Consider the following 19,046-nt stretch of genomic DNA (forward strand, 5'->3'; position numbering starts at 1 on the left):
TTATTTTGCCTGTTCAGCGGAATATCGAATGATTTGTATGCCAGTTAACCCATAAGCTATAAAGAAATAATCATCCGTCCAAGCAAGAGTATCCTCTGTCCTCTTGTTGTACCAGCCAGGGTATAGCATTCCTTTCTCTGGCAAACGGCGGCCGGAAAACGATTCTTCGCCGTAACTGTAATCCATCTCGCCCTTTGGATGATGATGCGGCCCCAGCAAATTTCTGAGCGTATTGATGACTATAATTTCGATTTCATTTTCTCCCGCAGTTACCATTGCTGTAATATCTGCATTAAACGGTTTCCACGCCAGCTTGGCGGCTTCCTGACCATTGATTCGAATGACCGCCATGCAAGCTTCCAGACCAGATAGAGCAATCTCAATTCGCTCAGATGCCTCCAGTCGATCTGATAAAACTTTTGTCCTGTACATCATAGCTCCTGAATAAAAAGGGTAGCCTGCCTCGGGCCAGCTTGCGCCATCGTTAACAGTTTCCTCTCCGATATACATATCCGGTTTCAAGCGAATACAGCGATCACGCTGTGGTTTGTCTGACACAGCCCCGTAAACTGCAAAATCTCCGATTAGATAGATCGACTCCAGCTCTACACCGGGAATGTTTTGAAAGCGATTGGCGTGAAAAAAATTCGTTTTTTTCAAAGGCTTAAATTCCCGCGAAATTTCTATTTGGTTGCTGCCTTGAACAATATAAGAGCTAATATCAACGGGAAGGAAAGACGGGTCTGTGTAATAAGGAAGCCCCTCATAGCAGACATCTCTATCATTCACCCTGATCGTATAGTCCTTCGCATGCTCAATAACCGCTGCTATATACGAAGGGATGGACTCAGCTTGAAATTCAAAGCATAAAGAAACTGGCCCCTCGTAGTCTTCCTCCGTTAAAATCTCCTGAACCGCAATAACAGGAATAGCGCTGGAATACAGCTGACTGCCTTTTCTATAGCAGCAAAAATCTAATGTCAGCGCGTTCGGATTCACCCGCTTCATCGTCATCTGCCCAGCAGGAATAACTATGGTGTCTGTAATTAATTGTTCAGTTACGGTTGAAGTTGTTAGACTCGCAAACGCTTCGGATCCCGGGTTAAACAATAGCACTCTCGATTCCCAAGGCTCCAGCGCGAAGCTTACCTTCACCCCTTCGCAGCCAATTTGTTCATTCCGCAGTCTGCTCAGCTCGCCATTATCCAGATGATATTGCTCGGCCGACTGGTACTCTTTTGCATGTAAAACAACGTTAACCTTACACTTCTCATTCGTATTGATCATATAAACCATCTGCTGATCTTCAAGACTCCGTTCCTGTATCCATATGGACTCCAAGCCTTGTTCAGCAGTAATCCGAATTTTGCGGTCAAGCCATTTATCTGCCATTGCTTTTAAGGCTTCTATTGAGTGATCTATCAAGATCGCTTTATCCTTCAAGCGGCGAAGCGCTTCTGACGGCTCGCAATCTACCAGCTCAGGGAACGATGAAGTCGATGCCAATATCCCGCCCCCGTCAACAAACTGCTCAAGCAAGCGGAGCGTTGATTCGCGCAATGTGAAAAGCATAGGCAAAATAATGATTCGATACGACATCTGTCCAATGTGAAGCTGACCGTCTGCATCGACATACGCTTTTTGCTCCATCACATGCTCATCGCCATAGTCGTAGCCGATTTGAGCCGAAAGCAAATTGCCGCTTAGCTCCGTCAAATGAGCATTCATAGCAAACACATCTTCTGTTTTCCGCTCGCCGAAGTCATGCGGCTCATAGAGGCCATAAGCAGATTCGATTGGATGCAGAACGAGCACATCAGCAGCGAATTGTCCCTGATGCAGCGCATAGCTGAGACGGGCGAAATAATCGGCTGCATATGCATACTCGTCCCACCAAGGCTGCTGTTCTGACAGATGCGGGACATAGATGCGCTTGCGTCTGCCGCGCATGGAGTAGAAGGAGCCATGCAAGCAGCGATGATTAATGCCTAGAACGGCCAAGTATTCAGCGATCCGCTTCTGATCCTGGAACGTAAGCCCTTGCGAGCTAACTCCATACATTTCTGACAGAACCGTTTGCTTCCCTTCCTGATGAGCGACGCTCGAGCATTGCTTCGGTGTCATAATAAACGGAATGCTCATCTCGCCGGATCGATCCAGTGCTGTCCATCTGAGATTACCTGTCAAATGATCAATGCCTGGCAGATGCATATAAGAGTACAGCGGCATAGCTGACACGGTAAAACCAATTTGCGAGTCCAGCCTATCCTCTCCCATCAGATGTCCGCTGAATTGAAGCCCTCTTTCGTCACACCAATGAGAGACCTGCTCGAAATAAGCCTCTATAAACATTAGCAGCAGCGTTCGCCGGTAATGATATCTCACCTTATACGAAGTATCTGAACGTTGAAACAATGCAGGTATATGCTCCTCCAAACGATACCCCCACATTTCCTCAAATCGAATAAGCATTGGCTCCGACCAAGGCATTTGATCCGGGGAAAACTCGGGCTCATCTACCCACACAGAAAAAACAGTTTTGCCGAAATCTTCATGCAGCTGCTGCCATGCCTCATCGTAGGCTTGCTGCAAATAAGAGCTGACTGCTTCATGATCCAGCAAATTGATATAATTATTTCTGAATCTTCTGACATATGTGAACTGATTATCCTTATACAGAACTTGATCGTCCGGCTCCATTTCCTCATTGTCATGCAAAGCTGCTACTACACAAGCCCGATGCTCCGGCTTTAATTCCGGAATACCGCCCGGCATATAGCCGGCCTGCAGATAAACCTTCATTCCAAGCTTGCCGGCATGGTCGACAATGGTACGCATTCTGGCATGGAATTCCTCACTCAAATATTCCGTGTTCAAGCCGTCAAAGGTTCTTGCGATAATCGAGCCACATCCAGCCTTGTCCATATTGTCCAGCTGCCTGATCAGCTCTTCATCCTCCAAGCGGTCATTTAAAAACCATAGATTTACACCGCGGTATTGCTTTTCTGGTGTCTTAACGGGAGTAAATGACACTGCTGCCCCTCCTTCATCCCAGTAGAATGCCTTAATCATAGAGGATGGCGCTGCCTCAAACAATGAACTACGTTTCTGTTTTTTGAGTAATTTTACGATTCAAGGTGAAACGGCTGTCGCCGTCCTTATAGCGATCGCGCGTTTCATTCCGGAGAAATATAAGAACAAGTTTATAGTGAAAACTTATAAATTCTTATATTTCAAGGTGAAACGGCTGTCGCCGTCCTTATGGCGATCGCGCGTTTCGTAATTTTTAAAACCCTGCGTTTCTATTGGCTTGAATATGCTATATTATCAAGATAGAACGACCCTGTCGTCCTTAATCGAGGACGTACGGTTTCTTCGAGAATTCTAAGAGCAAGTTTATAGTGAAAACTTATAAATTCTTAGAATGACAGAAGAAACGCTAAGCGACCTTAGCCTAAAAAGACGTCGTTACAAGGGGGGAAAGCCTGTGTTGGAGCCAATCGCTGTATACTATGAGTATTGTGATTTGGATTGGAAGGTTACCGAGAAAACGATAGAAAATCATCTACTTATTTTTATGACAGATGGCATGATGGACTATTTTGTAAATGGAGAAAAATTCACATTATGCAAAGGGGATGCCTTGTACGTTCCGATGGGAGCTCTCCGTTCAGCCAGACATATGGCTAAGCAGAAACACGAAATGTATGTCGCACATTTCCATTACGAAAAGGAATCTTACACTCTTCCGGTACTAGAAGAGTCGTCGGGCCGCCAAGCCGCAATATTTAATCAAGCCTATTATAGCCAGCGCTTTTCCCTGCTTACCCAGCAATGGCTACGTAAACATAACTTTTATCAGGTCGCATGCCACTATAATTTATTAGAGCTGCTTACACTGCTTAATATTGAGCTAACCCACCAGGAAAACCCTGCTGCCAACAATTTGGTTATGCAAATTCAAGAATATATCGCAGACCATTACCGTGAAAAAATCGAGCTGAAGAAGCTCGCCAAGCTTGTCGATCGCACGCCCAGCTATATTAGTACGGTATTTCATACCGTAACGGGACAAACCATTACCGAATACATACAGCAAATCCGTCTATCCGCCGCTCGTGATTTGCTTACAAAGTCTCATATGACCATCGGAGAAATATCCAATTATCTCGGCTTTTGCGAGCAATCCTATTTCAATAAAGTGTTTAAAAAAGCGATAGGCGTACCCCCGTCTGCTTTTATGAAGGAGCATAAGCAAAAATCATCATTCCAGTCAAGATGAAAAACGTGGACCTTTTTGATGTTCCCGTTGAGAAAGCTATGAATGAGGACAATTAATTTCTCGCTGGCAGGGTATCCCTTACGGCCGCTGTTGTCTTCACGAAATTTTGTTATAAGTTAATGAATAAGCGGATATTTCGCGCAGACAAAGGCGGACGCTATCGCGCCTCCAGTGGATACCCTGCCCACGTGCATTTGTCCAATCTTCCTTTATAGCAACTCGCGGGACCTCTTAGAGTCCCATTTTTGTTTCCGCATGAACTACCACATATAGTAAAACTTTTAGCGCTGGAGTATAATCAACTTGCTAACATTACCCAACAAGTACCTCAGCCGATGGGGAATTAAAAAGGTGAGTATGTGAGAAGTTTTATTTCTCTTTTTATTATTTTTATACTTATTTTGACTGGATGTAGTGCTACAGGTCCTAATCTTTCGGCAGCCTTGGAGGATTCACACGCGCAAATTGTAAAACTTCAAGAAGAAAACGAACAGCTGAAAAAGGAAATAGAAGAACTAAAAAATGGTCCTGAAAAGCTTTTGGCACGAGCCAAACATTATTTTGAAAATAAAGACCTCGAAAACATCAGCTCAACAATGGAAACACTGGCGGATAAGCATCCTGAGGCTCAAGAAATACAGCTTGTGCAAGAGATGATCAACACGCTAACGACTGAAAAAGAAAAAGCTGAAGCTGAGCAAAAAAAGAAAGTTGAAAAAGAAGCGGCTGAAAAAAAGAAGCGAATTGCCGCCGCAACTCAAAAAATGCGCAGTAACCGTGATGAAGTAAACGGGATTACTTGGTATCGGGACAAAACAACGACTCAATATGTGAATGCAAAAAGCTTTCATATTTATTTTGGTAAATATGATGATAACACCGTTATTTCTCCTCGTCTTAAAATCCAATATTTTGGTGACCAATGGGTTTATGTAGATAAATACATTATTAAGGTGGATGACGAAAAATTTGAACTCTATCCCGGGTCCGATATTAAAAGAGACAATGATACTAAAGTGTGGGAGTATTACGACACAAACATGGGGACAAAGGATTGGGAAATGGTAAAGAAGATTATATCCTCCAAAAAAACGACGGTCAGGCACCAAGGCCAATACTATTATGATCACGTCGTTACCGATAAAGAGAAAAAAGCTTTGCAAAACACGCTGGATGCCTATGAAGCGCTCGGTGGAGAAATACCGACCGGCTAATAAATATAAAAACACGGAAGCCTAAAAGTTCCCCTTGTTTTTTAACATTGTGCATTCCCTGGGCATAGGATATCGTATTACTCTTTGAAGGGAATGAGCAGGTTGTATCACACCCCATTCATGTATCCATATGCTTATCCATGTCCACATATTTATAACTGTGGAAGAGCCCCTATCGTTTGGGCGGCACCTCAGCAAATAAACTATGAATACTGGCAGTTTCATCGTCAATTAGCAATCAGGGATAATCGTATTGAATTAAAGGACTATGGAAAAAATCCCTTTGTTATAAATATTGAGGAAGCTGCAGAGCAAAATGATACATTTCGGACCGCTATATGGACTGGTGATCATTTGCAAGTAACTGTAATGAGCATTAATGTTGGAGAAGACATCGGCCTGGAGGTTCATCCGAATGTCGATCAATTTTTGCGTATTGAAGAGGGGGAAGGCATCGTTCAGATGGGGAATACGAGCGACAATTTAACCTTTTCAACAAATGTTTATGAGGATTATGCGATTATGGTCCCAGCTGGAACATGGCATAATTTAACCAATACAGGCAATAAACCGCTGAAGCTATATACCATATATGCACCGCCTGAACATCCATTCGGTACGGTACACAATACAAAAGCAGATGCAATGGCAGCTGAATAAATTGATTTCATAAAAACGGGGCCCGACAAGGTCCCGTTTTGTCCTATTCATCCCATCCATCACTTTGAAATATACATAAATAAACAAAAATGAATATTTGAAACATTCCGATTAACCGCTGCGTATTATTCGTAAAGGAGATGATGCTCATGATTATCTTTGCGATTCTTTTTGTCATATTGGCAATTCTGAATATACTTTTTCCAGCTTTCGGCTGGTACCTTCGCTATGGCTGGATGGTCAAAGGCGCTTCAGAACCGAGTGATGCCTATTTGCTCATGAGCCGAATCAGCAGCATAATCGCCCTGATTGTATTTCTCTTTGTATTTGTCCCCTTACTTTTTTAATTAGGAGAATGATGATATGAGTAAAATGAAGAAACACACCGAACGCTCATCTTTTGTTCTTGATCTGTTTCTAGAAGTAGTAACGCTATTTCCACGTCTAATTATAAATTTTTTCAGATGGTTGTTTTAAATAGCAAAAAGAGGTTCAGGGTTCCAGGTACATTTACTCTAACGGTCGTAATAGAGCTTATTTCGATGTTTTTGCATACTCTGGATTTTTAACGGTTGTGCCAGCGCTTATTTTGTGTATTTCAATAAATTTTTGCGTTTTTTGCTAAATTAGCTGCTGGTGCAACCGTTAGAATTCCAAACGCCTCTTTTTGATGCAAATAGCCACTGGTACAACCGTTAGAATCAAAATGAAAAGGACTTTCTCACCGAGCTATTAAAATACAATTGGTGATACGATGTTTCGCAGCACTGCGACTACACTCCAGCCAGCAATGTTACATGTTCTGGAATAAATATTAAGATCTGTCTTTACTTCTTCGCCTTCAATCTCGATCTTATATTCATCCCCTCTAAATCCGGGAACTGCATCGATATTCAAAGTTGTCTGTTCAGGGCCGGCACTGGCAAGCGCTGTAGCAACCGCCACATTAAAGTGAAACGGTAACATTTCAATAGCCTCTTTCGTATTTCCGCTAAAGACTTGCTCCGGCTCTGTAATATTCATTAGCTCCTCTTTGAAAAGCGGAGTGTAATACAAGGAACGTAATGATTTTTTAGATGTCATGGTTGCTTTGATCGGGCTCATTAAAGCTGCTGTACGGAGAACATCAAAGCCGCCAACTGCACCGCTAGCAATATAAACCTTTGTATTATGCTCGGCTGCGGTTGCTTTTACACGGTTATATAGCTCAGCGTCCGCAAAAGCCCCGATAGACAATACTACCAAGTTGGATCCGCCTTTTAAAATGGTTTCGCTGTACTCTCTCACTGCTTGCGGAGAGGCAGCCTCTGCTATAATATCCGGTTTTAGTGCCAAAAGCTCCTCTATACTATGGCAAGGCTTGCAGCTATGACGATCGGCAAAAGCCTCTGTCCGCAACGGATTCCTCCCCATTGCCCCAACAAGCTCATATTCTGGAAGATAACCGTTATGTAAAGCAGCTGCAACAATTTCATTTAAATATCCGCAGCCTAAAAATGCTAACTTCATTTTTTTCATAGTCTCTACTACTCCTGTCTTTTCTTTTTTATATGCATAGCAAAAAAGCAACCCTGGAATAACCAAGGATGCTTGTAACTCGCTCAAGTTACTTTCAAAATCTATTAGAATCCCTTTTACTTTCTAGGAAATACTCCTGCTGCATGTTCATCAAGCCGCAGTTACTATACTAGCAAGTTATATAGTAATAATCAAGAAGCTAGCTAAATTTTGGAGCATCCAAAGAGAACATAAACTCTTCATTATAAAATACTTCTATTTCCAAATCCTCTTTCGCAGCTTCACTTAAAAGATATTCTTGGCCGGATAATTCCATATGATTGGAGTAGTAAGCCATCGGAATGTATATTTTTTTTGATGAAGACTCTTCCTCCAAAACTGAAAAGCCTTTTATCCATCCCCCTCCATTATGCCCATGAATTTCTTGTGTCTTTCCTTTAAAAACCAGCCCAAATCCAATTTCATCTTCATTTTCTAATGGAATGTCATTCAATATTACTACGATCCCATATTCCACACCCAAGTATTCCCTTTCATCTTCATTCATACTTACTGATCTCATTTTGATTTCGGAAATCTCAATGTTAGAAGTTTGTAATTTGAATTCAGGCCCATTCATTTGTGTAGGTGACTGCTTATCACATACTGCGATCGAAAATGGAAGGAACAAAGTAAGTATGTAGAAGAGTGATCTTTTAAAATACATTGAAATGTCTCCTATTCCGATTCAATAATTTACTTCAACAATCCACGTAATAATTTTTGCACGTTGAGTTAATTATATTGCCGCTCAAGGGCTTTGGAAAAAGGCGTGTGGGAGCATTGTTGATGTAATATAATTTTACCATACTTGCTTCAGGATGCCGTTCAATTTTTATGACATCGTCCCAATCGAAGAATCCAAACAGTCCTTTCAGCAACATCTTTTTGTGAGCTTTTGTTATGTCATCTAAACTACTATCACGGTTTAAATGACCCACTACAAACACCCAGTCACATAGTGATAAAAGTGCATATATTATCGTGTACTAACACACAGGAGGTGAGAGCTTAGTGGGTGCTGTAGGTGGTGTTGGTTTTGGTCATAACAACTTTGGCTTTATTCTTGTACTCTTCATTCTTTTAGTTATCATTACTTGTACTTGTGGTTTATTTGGCGGCGGATTCGGTGGATTTGGCTTCTAATTTTCTGAATGCCCCCAACAAGTAAGTTACCTTCTTATACTTTCCCCCCAGGCCCATTTTTTGGGCCTTTTCTCTGTACCTTGGCGTGAAGATAAAAGCCTCGCCCCTGAATCCACCCGGCCCAGATTTATGAATCGTTGAAAACACACACCTCCGACACATGGCGCGTCATAAACAACGGGTCATACTTCATTAGCGGTCCTATTCTTTCATCGTCGGTGATTGGCGGTACAATTTCGATACTATTCGTTCCGAACAATGCAAGCTCTCTAATATACTGCGAATAAATTTCAGGCGTCCAGGCATCATACGCATTGGTTTTCGGTCTGTAGCCCAATTGATGTCCTCGCAGGGAAAAATGCGGAGTTTCAGCCAAGTCCACATCAGTTGGAACTTCGATTTTGTTTGTTGTCAGATACATCATTCTTAGCAGCTTTCCAACACCAACAGCATCCCTCTGTCATCCGCCGATTCAATTTCGATTAACCGTCTTGTGCTCGAATGACTTATCTGTATCCGGTAGCCTTCCTGACCGTAGGCTGGGGAAGTTGAGTAAGTGCTGCCGCCAGGGGAAACTTGAGAATGGATCATTGTAATAGAGATAATTGGCCGTTGATCAACAGGAACAGAATCCGAAACAGGTACGCGGATACCCGTTCTTCGTTCAATTTCTTCCGTTAGTATACGAACCGCATGCCGGCCTCTAGAAGACACAGAGTCCGACATAATAATACTCGCTTCGGAGACTTCGCATAGCTCCAGGTTATTCCTCCATCGATTGGTCATTTCTCAAACTCCTCCTGATATTGGGATATCTCGCATAACCTAAAGCAAGCTCAATTCAACCTTAATTGAAATATTCAGCATTCCTTCTGAGGATTCACATTTCCACATTATTCATGATGCATTTTTTGCTCACTGATTCATTGTTTCTTCATTACTTCATTACTTCATTACTTCATTATTTTTGATTCGAAAGGTTTTGGCCGATTTTCTATCTGAACAGAGACAAAGGATCTGGTTTTTGGGGCTCTTCCTGCGGCCAGGCTTTCACTGGCTTGGAGATGCGTGCCACTGGGCACACACAATACAAAAAGGCGAGCAGGGTCTGCTCGCCTTCTAACTTTTGATCGTCATTAAGACTCATAATGAAATTACATTTATTTGTCCTATTCAATACTGAACTTATCACCCGGATCGCCTCTGAATTCACTCCAACTGGCCGTAATGGTCAATTATTGGCAGTCATGGTAAAGGTGGTCGTCGCACTGCTGGCATCAGCAAAGCACACGCCAACTGTTGTAGTCCAGCCTTTAAAGCTGCAGTCATTGCGAGTTCCTACGTCTATCGCAACGACTGCACCACTTTCATAACTTCCGCTGCCGTTAGTGCCTGTGCCGCCTTGTTAAGGGTTACAGTATAGGTAATCGGCGTAGGATCGGTCATCCCGGCAGAAAGACAACATCCCTGATATAGTTTCTCTGGCCGTAAGTCGCGGTAGGCATCGTACCCAACGTGCCGGAAAATACGCCGCTGCCAGCGCAGGTGACTAAATGGCCGTTAACGATCGGACTGCCGTAACCATTTTCCGCGAATGCATAAACCTTATCCGTGGAACTATTGGTAATCGATATAATGTAATCCTCATTAGCTGCTACACTTAAAGCAGTCGGCAATATAAACTCTCTCCAGCCGCGGACTCCAGCGGTTACATTCCATTGATAGGGGCCGGCAAGCAGTGTGCCGTCACTCGCTTTCCATATCCTTACGGTATGATTGCCGCCTTCGTATTCATGGATGTACAACCGCGCTCGAGAAATATGACCGTTAACCGTCGTCTTGAATTTCGTTCCCAGTTCATATAAGGCATCCGAAGCATAGGCAACCGGAGTTTGTGTCGTAAAGATCGTTTGTTGAACCGGAAACGGAGCCGGCGTTGATCCGGACCCGGTTACCGTTTCCCCCGCTACGAAGGCATCCAGCGCAATTGCGGTGCCTGAAGAGTTTCTATGCTTGTTATCGTCTACCGTAATCTCGATCGTATGAGACCCGGAAGGCAACCCCTGCGCGATAACGAATTCCTTATTATATTCGAAATCCGGGGAATACATTTCCATATACGGGTACTTGATGCCGTCAATGACGACGTTTACTCTGCCTCTGTTCGGACCGGTAGAAGCTTTAAGCGAGAGATCCGTGCCGTTGAACGAGTAAGAGATGCTGTCGCCTGCTTGATTGGAAATGACGGCCTTGCCGCCGCTGTATCCATATTTCATGTTATCCGACCAAGAGCCCGATTTGGTTATCGTTCCGCTCTCGACTTCTTCTATCAGGATATCGTTTGGCAAAATATTGTATAGAGCGGTTCGCGTTTCTCCCAGATAGAAGCTGAACGACGTTGCGCCCGTGGCAACGGTACGATTAGCTATAAGGTCAACGACTCTGGAAGAACGAGGTAAATAAATCGTTATGATGCCCGAGTTACCGACGCTAGCGTGCATCATTATAATTCTTCCGTCGGTACGAACGTTATCGGTCCCCTCGTTGTAATAGGAATGCGCGCCGCCGACATTCACCTTGATCGATCTGATCAGACCGGCCGGCAAAGAGCCTGACGCGCTGAAGATCGAAGTCCAATTCCCGAAGTCCTTCCTGGCGAAAGAAATTTTCCCTGGATCCGTGTCGTAATGTCCGATTGCCGCGGCTTGACTATCAGTTACGTAAAAGGACGGCGTGTAGGAGTAGACGGGTTCGACCTCGCCCGTATCTCCGCCTATTTTCCAGCCGCCGTATACCGACACTCCGCTGCCTGCCGTGACCGGGTCGGACGAATCGAAGATTTGGGTTGCCGGACTGGTGTGCGCCGCCTTGCTCATGGTCATCCCGATCAGATTGGAAATATTCGTTACATCCGAACCGGTGTCGTTGAAATAGCCAGGCGCACGAATGAAGACCAGAACGTTGCCGTCTTTCTTCAAACTATCGATGCTGGCCTTTTGAGCATTTGTCACCCGGTAAGCGTTCAGGAAAATATAAGTTTTAACGGTGCTTGGGATTTTGTCGACGTCCGACATGAGGTAGTACCGTATTTCACGCCGCTTTTGGCCAATTCCCTCTGCTGTCTCGCGAGCAAATGACCAAACCCGCTATCGGGTTGATCCGCGGGAGCATAAGGGTTATTGGTAGGCGTAATGTAATTCGTAATCAAGGTATGATAACTGTAAGACTCTTCGTCCAAAATGACCGCGACATCGGGCCTAAAGGTTCTGTCCTCGGAAATCAGATACTTGCTCCCTTGCAGTGCGATGAGCTTCTGATTCTCGTCCCAGATGTCCTCATCGTTCCACCATCCGTGCGAAAACAGATCCATCCAGTACTGTCCGCCCCCGGTAATGATCTCGTTGGCGGTTTCCCGTCTCGTGACATCGAGCGTTTCCTGCAAGCTGAACACCCTAGGCCGATAGGTTTGGTCGTCCGTATATGGCGTGCTATCGATGACGTGCGTTCTCGTGTCGTTTTCGACGATCAGCATTTTCCCGTTAAGCGCAAGAGAATCAAATGCGCCCATCGGTTCGGCGCTTAAGCCCATGCGCCTATTGTTGTATTGTACCGGCGACCCGATGAATCGATTTCGTTCGACTCCAATATTTTTCTAAACGCTTGGTGACCGTGATTCGAAGGACGAACATAGGTCGCGAACATATACGGATAGCCGTACATCGCCCCTACAAGCACTCTAGAATCCGTTTTTTGCTTGAAAAGGCCAGCAACGTAATTGCTCATTCCCGCTATCTCTTCGCTATAAAACGTTTGATAATCAATCGCTTTCCCCTCAGTTGCCATCGACCTGAAGTAGTTTTCCGCCGTATAGTCCCTTTCGGCAGCCGTCGGAATTGGTGCAGTTGCCAGCGTGACTCCCGGATCGTTCCATGCCGCCTTGAGCGCCGCATCCGATCCGTACTTATCCGTCAGCTACTGCCTGAACGCCACAACCATCGGAGCCGAATAATCCTCGCCGTTGCCAACGCTAAGATCGTTGGAGTTATAAAACCACTCTCCCGTCTCCATGCCCATAATTTGAAAGCCTATAATTCGATTCGCATAAGGCTGCTGGCTTAACCATTCCAAGTAATTCGAAATCGTGGAATCCAGCTCGCTTCGAAACTAATAATCATAATATACGAGATTTTGATTTCTTTTTCCGCAATTTGCTCATCAACAACTTGCCGGAAGTCGTTGCAATTAAATAAGCCGAGAGTCCAATCCCGCCCACTGCAGTAATTAGAGATACCCATTCAAGAAATGTGTACGTAGAAATTTCCTTCCAACCAATAGGGGATTCCCAGTCCTTGATAACCAAATTCATACCATAAATCCCAGAAACCACAGTGAAAACAGTTAGAAAGAACAGGAGCATATTCATTCTGGCGGATGCATCTTTTTCTTGACTTTTATATAGTTCATGCAGTGTTTTGTTCACTTCTTTAAAAAGGTTGTCGATATTGAATGCTTCCCGAAACATCTTCGAAAGTTCTTTACCTTCAGATCTTGTACTCACTTCTTGGAAGAAGTACCAGGAGGAAAATAATGTTATGAACTTGATAAGTGATTTGACATATTCATCATCTTTTTCCCAATCGATTTCACTGTATTCATAAGAAATTCGAAGTAACATAATTTTATAGAAGTAATGCAAAAGAAAGTTATAATAATGGGTTCCCATATATTGACTAAGTTCCCTCGACATATCTTTAGGTAGGACGCTTGTTGCTGTTATATATGCATGTTCAGTCACTATGGTATAGGAATTGGGTGCCCATCGATCATGTAAGTGATGATCCAAATAACGTTGGATATATTCAGGATTATTTGCTGAGATGAACTCCTCCCCGGTAGGGGTCCTCCCATCCAGAGTTCCCATTCGATACAATTGATCGTGGGTCATTTGGGATCCTTCCTTGCTAAACAGAAATGCTGAAGCATACATTCTTTCGTCATTAAAAAAGGGGAAAGAACCAAAATACCCCTTCAATTTTTTTTCATGCAGTATAAACCCTTTCAAAAATGGACAAAGATGTTCAAACAAAAGTTCATTAATGGACAAATGAATGCCGCTTTCACTACTGACGATAACCGCTCCTTGTTCTTCTTTCAGTTTCGTTTCGACCGCCCTGAAATGATTCATAAAATCGAGAACATCTGAAAGCTCTGTTCCTAAGGTCTTTAATTGGACTCTAACAGTCAAAAAAGCTATTCCGAAAGGTCCTAAAATAATATCTAAACTACGGATAAAAAACGGCATGTGAGTACTTCTAAGTTTAAAATTAAATTCCTCTTTGAATGGCTTTGTATATCTGTGGAATCCGTGCTCTTTTAAAGAGCTTGGAAAAATTTTATTTCCGACATAAGGAAGAAAGTTTTGTTCAAGCTCTTTTCCATTAACTACAATTCCTTCTCCGTAAATGTCCATTCCGCTTAAATTTTCATCCATTTGAAAATAGCTATATCCACTTTTTTCCAACATTTGTGAAAAATCATTCTTTTTTCTGTCATTATAACCAATAGGAAGAATGAACGACATATGTGAACGTTGAATATCCAGTTTATTAATTAAAACAGTTTTTTGCATAAACATACATCCTTCCACCATTGAAAATTGGTTATACGGTTAACAACATATGAAAAAAGAAACACCCTTGGGATATAGATTTTCCTATTCAATCTATACCCTTAATCGTAAAAGATAAACCGCAATGATTGTAATTCTTGCTGAAACATCTAAACAAGTTTATTAATACATGATAAAGGAAAACAAAAAAAGCCTCTCAATAGTTTGGTCAACTAATGAGAAGCTTCTATTCACTTTACATAACGTAGGGAAAATGTGGGGATTTGCTGTTCCCCACTCTCCAAACCCCTTAAACATCAAGGCTTTTCAGCCTATATTACATCATGCCGCCCATTCCACCCATGCCGCCCATATCAGGCATTGCAGGAGCGTTTTTCTCTGGCTTGTCAGCGATAACTGCTTCTGTTGTCAAGAACATAGCTGCAACAGATGCTGCGTTTTGAAGAGCGGAACGAGTAACCTTAGCAGGGTCAACGATACCTGCATCGATCATGTTTACCCACTCGCCAGTAGCAGCGTTATAGCCGATACCAAGCTGTTCTTTTTTCAGACGGTCAACGATTACAGAGCCCTCTTCGCCAGCGTTAGCTGCGATTGTGCGAACTGGCTCTTCAAGTGAACGAAGAACGATGTTCACACCTGTTTTCTCGTCGCCAGAAGCGTCAACTGCTTTAACTGCAGCATAAATGTTAATTAGAGCTGTACCCCCGCCGGATACGATACCTTCTTCAACAGCAGCACGAGTAGAGTTAAGAGCATCTTCAATACGAAGCTTACGCTCTTTAAGCTCAGTTTCAGTTGCCGCACCAACCTTGATTACCGCAACGCCGCCAGCCAACTTAGCTAGACGCTCTTGCAATTTTTCACGGTCGAAATCCGAAGTTGTTTCTTCCAATTGTGTACGGATTTGCTTAACGCGAGCTGTAATATCAGCTTTGTCGCCGCTGCCGTCAACAATAATTGTGTTTTCTTTTGTAATACGAACTTGACGTGCGGAACCAAGCTGAGAAACGTCAGTTGATTTCAGGTCAAGACCAAGCTCTTCTGTAATCACTTGACCGCCAGTTAGAGCTGCGATATCTTGAAGCATTGCTTTGCGGCGATCGCCAAATCCAGGAGCTTTAACTGCTACGCAAGTGAATGTTCCGCGCAATTTGTTCACAACAAGAGTTGCTTGCGCTTCGCCTTCAACGTCTTCAGCAATGATTAGAAGCTGCTTGCCGGATTGAACAACCTTTTCAAGCACAGGCAAGATTTCTTGGATGTTCGTAATTTTTTTATCTGTAATCAAAATGTACGGGTTATCAAGTACCGCTTCCATTTTGTCAGTATCAGTAATCATGTATGGAGAAATGTAGCCGCGGTCGAATTGCATACCTTCTACAACCTCAAGCTCAGTTTCAAAGCCTTTGGACTCTTCCACTGTAATAACGCCGTCGTTGCCTACTTTTTCCATAGCTTCAGCAATCAATTGTCCAACTGTATCGTCACCGGAAGAAATAGCAGCAACCTGAGCGATCGATTGGTGGCCTTCGATTGGCTTGGAAATAGCTTTCAGCTCAACAAGAGCTGCTTTAACTGCTTTTTCGATACCTTTGCGGATAACCATAGGGTTTGCGCCTGCAGTAACGTTTTTCAAGCCTTCACGAATCATGGAGCCAGCCAAAACAGTAGCAGTAGTTGTACCGTCGCCAGCAACATCGTTAGTTTTTGTAGCAACTTCTTTAACTAGCTGAGCACCCATGTTTTCGAATGCATCCTCTAGTTCGATTTCTTTAGCAATAGACACACCGTCATTAGTAATGAGCGGGCTGCCGAATTTTTTCTCAAGAACTACGTTGCGTCCTTTAGGACCAAGCGTAACTTTAACTGCATTTGTCAGAGCTTCAACACCGCGCAGCATTGCCTGGCGAGCGTCTTCACTAAATTTAATATCTTTAGCCATTATCGTTAACCTCCTGATTTTAATTATTAAGTATCGTTAGACGGTCTTAGCCGAAAATTGCGTGTATGTCGCTTTCTTTCATAATCAAGTATTCTTTGCCTTCATACTTGATTTCTGTTCCCGCATATTTGGAGAATAGAACGCGATCGCCTTCTTTTACTTCCAATGCAACACGCACGCCGTCCTTTAGCGTACCGCTGCCAACGGCTACAACTTTACCTTCTTGCGGCTTTTCTTTTGCTGTATCTGGCAATACAATACCGCTTGCAGTTGTTTCTTCTTTCGCGATTGGTTCGATTAGTACGCGTTCACCCAAAGGTTTGATCATTGAAAATAGCCTCCTTCTAAAATATAGCTTATGTTCATTCTGTTAGCACTCGTAAGCGTGTAGTGCTAACAATCATTTTTATAATACTCATTTTTGTATGTAATTTCAAGTCCTACAGTCTAATTTTCACAACATTGCGCCAATAATTTGTGTCCATACGCAAGCCTCGTACATAAGTATGCTGCGTTTCGCTAAACATTCTAAAAAATTGTAGAACAAATTTATGTTCGCAGTGGATAGAAACTTGCAGCTGTATAAAAAAAAATTAAGTAAACGAAATGGTCAGGTGGTATAACCCACATTAGAACTTAGGTGGGTGTCGATTAATTGTTGGCAACTATTGATAAGTAATAAGAAAGGGGAACGAAGAGCAAGATTGGGAATGGAGAAGCGGCAGCGTCCGCCTTTGTAGGCCAACTTTATCCTTTACAGGAGTTGTTTAATCAAAAAAATTGGACTACAACAGCGGTCGGAATCCCAAACTTGATCGTAGTAGCATCCCTTTCGATTGCTTGTTGCCCTATCGCAATTAATCGACACCCTCCTTAGACACGCTATTGTATGGAAATCAGCTTATTCTAAAATCTAAAGGAACTGAGAAACCTTATTTACTCAAAATCACTACCAAAACAGGGAAAAGATCACCTATAGCGCTTTACAGTTCCGTTACAGTTTTAAAACACCTTTTTATTGTTAAGTAGAGCCTCTCAGTTCCGTTACAATTCTAAACAGATGGCATTACGACTTTTGCTCGGATATTAAATACTACAACGAATCGATGGTTTCCCGCTTACCGCTTTAGGTCTGTTATCCGGGCTATTAAGCTGCTACAGAGCTTTTCCAACAACCCGAGTTTTCCCCTTAGTATCATAAAAAAGCTAAATCACCTAAAACTAACTACATGAAATACAGTTAGCCTCAAAAAGCATACGCAAAGCAGGCAATACATAAAAAGATCGCCTCCCCTGCCTGATTATCATGGCGGTTGGCGATCTTCTCCGTTTTTGGCTTAGCTTCTATCTGACTTATTTTTACCGCACTCACTTACTACTGTCTAACCTAGCTCCCAGCCGTTCGATCAAACTCTTCTTCCCAGCGTTTATCAGCTTCCAGCTGCTTTTTGTAGATCATGCCGGACAGCCATACGCTTAGTTCATACAATAAGATTAGCGGGATGGCGACCAAAATGTCCGATATAATATCTGGCGGTGTAATGGTCACGCCTATGAACACCATTACAAAATAAGCAATTCTTCTCATTTTACGCAATCTAATCGGATTAACTATGCGAATCGCCGTTAAAAACATAATGGCTAAAGGCAGCTCAAACAATAAGGAAATTGGAATGATGATATTGAACATAAATGAAAAATATTGGGCTATACCGAATGTTTCCTCCAGCTCCAGCTGGCCTGCGACCATACGGGTAAAGTTAAATGCCAGCGGAAAAACGACAAAATACGAAAATGCCAAGCCGATCAAAAGCATAAATAATGCAAGCGGCACGTATTTGAGCGTTGAGCGCTGCTCATTCTCCCTTAAAGCTGGTTTAACGAAAGACCATAGCTGATAGACTGTAAATGGCAATGTTATGATTAGCGCAATAATAAACGCGAATTTCATATACATGCTAATACCGTCCCATAGTGAGAAGGTATGTAGTGAAATCGTGTTGGCAGGATCCTGGCTCATTAAAAATTTGTATATCGGCTGTGCGAGCAGCAAGCCAATAACAAGCCCGAGCACCAATACAACAATAATATAAATTAATCTTTTGCGAAGCTCGCCTAAGTGATCAAAAACGGACATAAGTCCCCCTTCGGCAATACTCTCTGCAGCAGACTTTGCGTTGCTTGTTTCCTTTGCCCCCATTGCTAACGGCTCACCTCCTCATGCGCGTTCCTCTATGATAGCCTCTATTGTATTCAATAAAAAAGCGGGCCCGATTAATCCGGCAACCGCTTATTGTCCTTATCTTTTTGTTCGGTTTGGCTGACCTCCACTCGTTTCTTGCTGTCATCCTCATCCATAATTTCTCTTGCTCCGGATTTAAATTCGCGCAGTGTGCGGCCTACAGCTCGTCCCAGTTCAGGCAGCTTGTTCGGACCGAAAAGCAGGAGCGCTACCAGCACAAGCAATATAATCCCTGTTGCACCTATTCCACCCATCTTTATTCCTCCTTAGCACTGTTAATGCAGGCTAACTATTCTCATACCGTATACCTATTATAATACTTTGGTCACTTCCATATAAAACAATAGATAACGATCATTAATTGCAGCTAT

Annotated in this window: 19 protein-coding genes and 1 pseudogene; 5 read left to right on the top strand and 15 right to left on the bottom strand. The window is 43.0% G+C overall.

Translation table 11 applies throughout. The features are described from left to right. Positions 1 to 3,033, bottom strand: coding sequence for a glycosyl hydrolase (locus tag ACRRU2_RS24855; protein WP_432505827.1), 3,033 nt, complete (start codon positions 3,031 to 3,033; stop codon positions 1 to 3). 454 nt (positions 3,034 to 3,487) lie between these two features. Between ACRRU2_RS24855 and ACRRU2_RS24860 the strand changes: the two genes are divergently transcribed. The 4 genes from ACRRU2_RS24860 (at position 3,488) to ACRRU2_RS24875 (ending at position 6,503) form a co-directional block, all read left to right on the top strand. After that, positions 3,488 to 4,282, top strand: coding sequence for a helix-turn-helix domain-containing protein (locus tag ACRRU2_RS24860; RefSeq protein WP_432505829.1), 795 nt, complete (start codon positions 3,488 to 3,490; stop codon positions 4,280 to 4,282). A gap of 359 nt (positions 4,283 to 4,641) precedes the next feature. Beyond that, positions 4,642 to 5,496 carry a septum formation initiator family protein gene (locus ACRRU2_RS24865; protein WP_432505831.1) on the top strand — a complete coding sequence of 285 codons (855 nt, stop codon included), beginning with the start codon at positions 4,642 to 4,644 and terminating at the stop codon, positions 5,494 to 5,496. Positions 5,497 to 5,598: 102 nt separating this feature from the next. Then, a complete protein-coding gene (locus ACRRU2_RS24870) occupies positions 5,599 to 6,156 on the top strand; it encodes a cupin domain-containing protein (RefSeq protein ID WP_331697905.1) in 558 nt (185 codons plus the stop codon). A 149-nt stretch (positions 6,157 to 6,305) separates the two neighbouring features. Next, positions 6,306 to 6,503, top strand: a complete 198-nt coding sequence (locus tag ACRRU2_RS24875; protein ID WP_331697906.1) for a DUF6199 family natural product biosynthesis protein — start codon at positions 6,306 to 6,308, stop codon at positions 6,501 to 6,503. A gap of 385 nt (positions 6,504 to 6,888) precedes the next feature. Here ACRRU2_RS24875 and ACRRU2_RS24880 read toward each other — a convergent pair whose 3' ends face one another. Both ACRRU2_RS24880 and ACRRU2_RS24885 read right to left on the bottom strand, forming a co-directional pair. Continuing rightward, positions 6,889 to 7,674 (bottom strand): aspartate dehydrogenase domain-containing protein, encoded by a 786-nt coding sequence (locus tag ACRRU2_RS24880; RefSeq protein WP_331697907.1) that lies wholly within the window; start codon positions 7,672 to 7,674, stop codon positions 6,889 to 6,891. Positions 7,675 to 7,873: 199 nt separating this feature from the next. Beyond that, a complete protein-coding gene (locus tag ACRRU2_RS24885; protein WP_432505834.1) occupies positions 7,874 to 8,380 on the bottom strand; it encodes a hypothetical protein in 507 nt (168 codons plus the stop codon). A 347-nt stretch (positions 8,381 to 8,727) separates the two neighbouring features. On the opposite strand from ACRRU2_RS24885, the gene yjcZ reads away from it, so the two are divergent. After that, positions 8,728 to 8,859 (top strand): sporulation protein YjcZ, encoded by a 132-nt coding sequence (gene yjcZ, locus ACRRU2_RS24890; RefSeq protein ID WP_331697909.1) that lies wholly within the window; start codon positions 8,728 to 8,730, stop codon positions 8,857 to 8,859. A gap of 127 nt (positions 8,860 to 8,986) precedes the next feature. Here the strand turns inward: yjcZ and ACRRU2_RS24895 are convergent, their stop codons facing one another. From ACRRU2_RS24895 to ACRRU2_RS24950, 12 genes and pseudogenes are all read right to left on the bottom strand, one after another. Further along, positions 8,987 to 9,283 (bottom strand): hypothetical protein, encoded by a 297-nt coding sequence (locus ACRRU2_RS24895; RefSeq protein WP_432505836.1) that lies wholly within the window; start codon positions 9,281 to 9,283, stop codon positions 8,987 to 8,989. Between the two features lie 2 nt (positions 9,284 to 9,285). Then, positions 9,286 to 9,645, bottom strand: a complete 360-nt coding sequence (locus ACRRU2_RS24900) for a hypothetical protein (RefSeq protein ID WP_432505838.1) — start codon at positions 9,643 to 9,645, stop codon at positions 9,286 to 9,288. A gap of 445 nt (positions 9,646 to 10,090) precedes the next feature. Then, positions 10,091 to 10,249, bottom strand: a pseudogene (locus ACRRU2_RS24905) (InlB B-repeat-containing protein); the annotation flags it as partial. Positions 10,250 to 10,301: 52 nt separating this feature from the next. Continuing rightward, complete coding sequence (locus ACRRU2_RS24910; RefSeq protein WP_432505840.1) at positions 10,302 to 11,933, bottom strand: DUF4082 domain-containing protein; 1,632 nt, start codon at positions 11,931 to 11,933, stop codon at positions 10,302 to 10,304. Further along, complete coding sequence (locus tag ACRRU2_RS24915; protein WP_432505842.1) at positions 11,882 to 12,427, bottom strand: hypothetical protein; 546 nt, start codon at positions 12,425 to 12,427, stop codon at positions 11,882 to 11,884. Before ACRRU2_RS24915 ends, ACRRU2_RS24910 begins: the two co-directional genes overlap by 52 nt. An 11-nt stretch (positions 12,428 to 12,438) precedes the next feature. Next, positions 12,439 to 12,642 carry a hypothetical protein gene (locus ACRRU2_RS24920; protein WP_432505844.1) on the bottom strand — a complete coding sequence of 68 codons (204 nt, stop codon included), beginning with the start codon at positions 12,640 to 12,642 and terminating at the stop codon, positions 12,439 to 12,441. 189 nt (positions 12,643 to 12,831) lie between these two features. Beyond that, positions 12,832 to 12,987: a hypothetical protein gene (locus ACRRU2_RS24925; protein ID WP_432505846.1), complete on the bottom strand. Its 156-nt coding sequence runs from the start codon at positions 12,985 to 12,987 to the stop codon at positions 12,832 to 12,834. A 43-nt stretch (positions 12,988 to 13,030) separates the two neighbouring features. Then, a complete protein-coding gene (locus ACRRU2_RS24930; RefSeq protein ID WP_432505848.1) occupies positions 13,031 to 14,488 on the bottom strand; it encodes a hypothetical protein in 1,458 nt (485 codons plus the stop codon). 316 nt (positions 14,489 to 14,804) lie between these two features. Next, complete coding sequence (gene groL / locus ACRRU2_RS24935; RefSeq protein WP_331697948.1) at positions 14,805 to 16,433, bottom strand: chaperonin GroEL; 1,629 nt, start codon at positions 16,431 to 16,433, stop codon at positions 14,805 to 14,807. 46 nt (positions 16,434 to 16,479) lie between these two features. Beyond that, positions 16,480 to 16,761, bottom strand: a complete 282-nt coding sequence (gene groES / locus ACRRU2_RS24940; protein ID WP_028609403.1) for a co-chaperone GroES — start codon at positions 16,759 to 16,761, stop codon at positions 16,480 to 16,482. 1,059 nt (positions 16,762 to 17,820) lie between these two features. After that, positions 17,821 to 18,633 carry a twin-arginine translocase subunit TatC gene (gene tatC, locus ACRRU2_RS24945; protein WP_432505851.1) on the bottom strand — a complete coding sequence of 271 codons (813 nt, stop codon included), beginning with the start codon at positions 18,631 to 18,633 and terminating at the stop codon, positions 17,821 to 17,823. A gap of 74 nt (positions 18,634 to 18,707) precedes the next feature. Further along, complete coding sequence (locus ACRRU2_RS24950; protein WP_331697949.1) at positions 18,708 to 18,929, bottom strand: twin-arginine translocase TatA/TatE family subunit; 222 nt, start codon at positions 18,927 to 18,929, stop codon at positions 18,708 to 18,710. Positions 18,930 to 19,046: the final 117 nt, after the last annotated feature.

Origin of the sequence: Paenibacillus sp. GXUN7292 (assembly GCF_050864975.1) — a bacterium.
Classification (GTDB): Bacteria; Bacillota; Bacilli; order Paenibacillales; family Paenibacillaceae; genus Pristimantibacillus.

Excerpts from the sequence above, each read along its gene's own strand:
- ACRRU2_RS24950 (WP_331697949.1), bottom strand. The coding sequence starts at position 18,929 with ATGGGTGGAATAGGTGCAACAGGGATTATATTGCTTGTGCTGGTAGCG.
- ACRRU2_RS24875 (WP_331697906.1), top strand. The coding sequence starts at position 6,306 with ATGATTATCTTTGCGATTCTTTTTGTCATATTGGCAATTCTGAATATA.
- ACRRU2_RS24880 (WP_331697907.1), bottom strand. The coding sequence starts at position 7,674 with ATGAAAAAAATGAAGTTAGCATTTTTAGGCTGCGGATATTTAAATGAA.
- ACRRU2_RS24915 (WP_432505842.1), bottom strand. The coding sequence starts at position 12,427 with ATGGGCGCATTTGATTCTCTTGCGCTTAACGGGAAAATGCTGATCGTC.
- ACRRU2_RS24920 (WP_432505844.1), bottom strand. The coding sequence starts at position 12,642 with ATGAGCAATTACGTTGCTGGCCTTTTCAAGCAAAAAACGGATTCTAGA.
- ACRRU2_RS24930 (WP_432505848.1), bottom strand. The coding sequence starts at position 14,488 with ATGCAAAAAACTGTTTTAATTAATAAACTGGATATTCAACGTTCACAT.
- groES (WP_028609403.1), bottom strand. The coding sequence starts at position 16,761 with ATGATCAAACCTTTGGGTGAACGCGTACTAATCGAACCAATCGCGAAA.
- ACRRU2_RS24900 (WP_432505838.1), bottom strand. The coding sequence starts at position 9,645 with ATGACCAATCGATGGAGGAATAACCTGGAGCTATGCGAAGTCTCCGAA.
- tatC (WP_432505851.1), bottom strand. The coding sequence starts at position 18,633 with ATGGGGGCAAAGGAAACAAGCAACGCAAAGTCTGCTGCAGAGAGTATT.
- ACRRU2_RS24895 (WP_432505836.1), bottom strand. The coding sequence starts at position 9,283 with ATGATGTATCTGACAACAAACAAAATCGAAGTTCCAACTGATGTGGAC.
- ACRRU2_RS24885 (WP_432505834.1), bottom strand. The coding sequence starts at position 8,380 with ATGTATTTTAAAAGATCACTCTTCTACATACTTACTTTGTTCCTTCCA.
- groL (WP_331697948.1), bottom strand. The coding sequence starts at position 16,433 with ATGGCTAAAGATATTAAATTTAGTGAAGACGCTCGCCAGGCAATGCTG.
- ACRRU2_RS24910 (WP_432505840.1), bottom strand. The coding sequence starts at position 11,933 with ATGTCGGACGTCGACAAAATCCCAAGCACCGTTAAAACTTATATTTTC.